This is a genomic window from Bradyrhizobium lablabi (genome assembly GCF_001440475.1).
In the GTDB taxonomy this organism is placed as follows: Bacteria; Pseudomonadota; Alphaproteobacteria; order Rhizobiales; family Xanthobacteraceae; genus Bradyrhizobium; species Bradyrhizobium lablabi.
Map to the genome: position 1 here is coordinate 1 of NZ_LLYB01000013.1, position 2817 is coordinate 2817.

Annotated in this window: 2 protein-coding genes; both read left to right on the plus strand. The window is 66.3% G+C overall.

Going from position 1 to position 2817, the window contains the following annotated elements:
- A partial coding sequence (locus CQ14_RS00090; protein ID WP_057855935.1) for a hybrid sensor histidine kinase/response regulator occupies nt 1–2355 on the plus strand: 2355 nt, incomplete at its 5' end.
- A gap of 12 nt (nt 2356–2367) precedes the next feature.
- The coding region (locus CQ14_RS00095) for a chemotaxis protein CheW (protein WP_057855936.1) at nt 2368–2817 on the plus strand (450 nt) is incomplete at its 3' end.

Sequence of the window (2817 nt, forward strand, 5' to 3'; positions counted from 1 at the left end):
CCCGCGCCGGCTCCCGTTGCGCCGCCGGCGCCGCCCGCGATGACCAAGGGCACGCTGGTCGAGCAGGTGCTGGAGCGCCCGTTGCGTCCGGGCGAAGTCTCGCTCGATGATCTCGAGCGCGCCTTCCGCGAGACCGAGACCGAAGTGGCAGCAGCGCCGGCCCCCGTCGCCAAGGCTGCGCCGGTCGCCAAGGCTGCGCCGGTCGTCAAGGCCGCGCCCGCACCGGAAGCCGTCAAGGAAGCTGCGAAGGAGAAGGCCAAGCCGGTCAAGCGCGCCGCCGCGGTCGAGGCCGATGGCGAGGTCGCCGACAAGATCGCCAACCAGTCGATCCGCGTCAACGTCGACACGCTCGAACATCTGATGACCATGGTCTCCGAGCTGGTGTTGACCCGCAACCAGCTCCTGGAAATCTCCCGCCGCAACGAGGACACCGAGTTCAAGGTGCCGCTGCAGCGGCTCTCCAACGTCACCGCCGAGCTGCAGGAAGGCGTCATGAAGACGCGGATGCAGCCGATCGGCAATGCCTGGCAGAAGCTGCCGCGCATCGTCCGCGACCTCTCCGGCGAACTCGGCAAGCAGATCGAACTGGAGATGCACGGCGCCGACACCGAGCTCGACCGCCAGGTGCTCGACCTGATCAAGGATCCGTTGACGCACATGGTGCGCAACTCCGCCGACCATGGTCTGGAGACCCCGGCCGAGCGCGTGGCCTCTGGCAAGGGCGAGCAGGGCACCATCCGGCTCTCCGCCTATCACGAGGGCGGCCACATCATCATCTGCATCGCTGATAACGGCCGCGGGCTGAACACCGAGCGGATCAAGGCCAAGGCGCTCCAAAACGGTCTCGTCACCGAGACCGAACTGGAGAAGATGACCGAAGCCCAGATCCACAAGTTCATCTTCGCGCCGGGCTTCTCCACGGCTGCCACCGTCACCTCGGTCTCCGGCCGCGGCGTCGGCATGGACGTGGTGCGCACCAATATCGACCAGATCGGCGGCACCATCGACATCAAGTCGGTCGCCGGCGAGGGCTCTTCCGTCACCATCAAGATCCCGCTGACCTTGGCGATCGTCTCGGCCCTGATCGTGGAAGCCGGCGGCGACCGCTTTGCGATCCCGCAGCTCTCGGTGGTCGAACTGGTGCGGGCCCGCGCCAACTCCGAGCACCGCATCGAGCGCATCAAGGACACCGCGGTCTTGCGCCTGCGCAACAAGCTGCTGCCGCTGATGCACCTGAAGAAGCTTTTGAAGATCGATGACGGTTCCTCGTCCGATCCCGAGAACGGCTTCATCGTGGTGACGCAGGTCGGCAGCCAGACCTTTGGCATCGTGGTCGACGGCGTGTTCCACACCGAAGAAATCGTGGTCAAGCCGATGTCCACCAAACTGCGGCACATCGACATGTTCTCCGGCAACACCATCCTGGGCGATGGCGCCGTGATCATGATCATCGACCCCAACGGCATTGCCAAGGCGCTCGGCGCCTCCGGCTCCTCGGCCCATGAGATGGCCGATGAAGCTTCCGCCGCGCATGCGATCGGCGGCGAACAGCTGACGTCGCTCTTGGTGTTCCGCGCCGGCTCCTCGCAGCCCAAGGCGGTGCCGCTCGGCCTCGTCACCCGGCTGGAAGAGATCGCCGCCGACAAGATCGAGCTCTCGAACGGTCGCCACATGGTGCAGTACCGCGAGCAGCTGATGCCGCTGGTGCAAATCACCGGGGTCTCGATCCAGACCACGGGCACGCAGCCGATCCTGGTGTTCGCCGACGACGGCCGCTCGATGGGGCTCGTCGTCGACGAGATCATCGACATCGTCGAGGAGCGGCTGCACATCGAGGTCGCCGGCCAGGCCGACGGCATCCTCGGCTCCGCCGTGATCAAGGGCCAGGCCACCGAGGTGATCGACGTCGGCCACTTCCTGCCGATGGCGTTCGCCGACTGGTTCGCGCGCAAGGAGATGCGGGCTTCTTCAACGGCCCAATCGGTGCTGCTGGTCGACGACAGCGCGTTTTTCCGCAACATGCTGGCGCCGGTGCTCAAAGCCGCCGGATACAAGGTGCGGACGGCGGTCAACGCGCAGGAAGGTCTCGCCGCGCTGCGCTCGAACCAGGCCTTCGACGTGGTGCTGACCGATATCGAGATGCCCGACATGAACGGCTTCGAGTTCGCCGAGACCATCCGCGCCGACCACAATCTGAGCACGATGCCGATCATCGCGCTGTCCTCGCTGGTGTCGCCGGCGGCGATCGAGCGCGGACGGCAGGCCGGCTTCCACGATTACGTCGCCAAGTTCGACCGTCCCGGCCTGATCGCGGCGCTGAAGGAACAGACTGCCGAAGACAGGCGCGCGGCCTAAGGAACTAAGCACATGACAACAACCAAGACCGACACCATCGAGGGCACCGTGGCCGAATACGTCACCGCCGTGATCGGGGGACAATTGTTCGGCCTGCCGATCTCCCGCGTCCAGGACGTGTTCATGCCGGAGCGGCTGACGCGGGTGCCGCTGGCCTCCGCCGAGATCGCCGGGGTGCTCAACCTGCGCGGCCGCATCGTCACCGTGGTCGACATGCGCGCCCGGCTCGGGCTGCCAAAGAACGACGACGGCAAGCCGCCGATGGCGGTCGGCGTCGACCTGCGCGGCGAGTCCTACGGCCTGCTGATCGACCAGATCGGCGAGGTGCTGCGCCTGCCCGACAACGGCCGCGAGGAAAACCCTGTCAACCTCGACGTGCGCTTCGCCAAGCTCGCCGGCGGCGTTCATCGCCTCGACGGCCAGCTCATGGTCGTCCTCGACGTCGATCGCGTTCTCGAAATC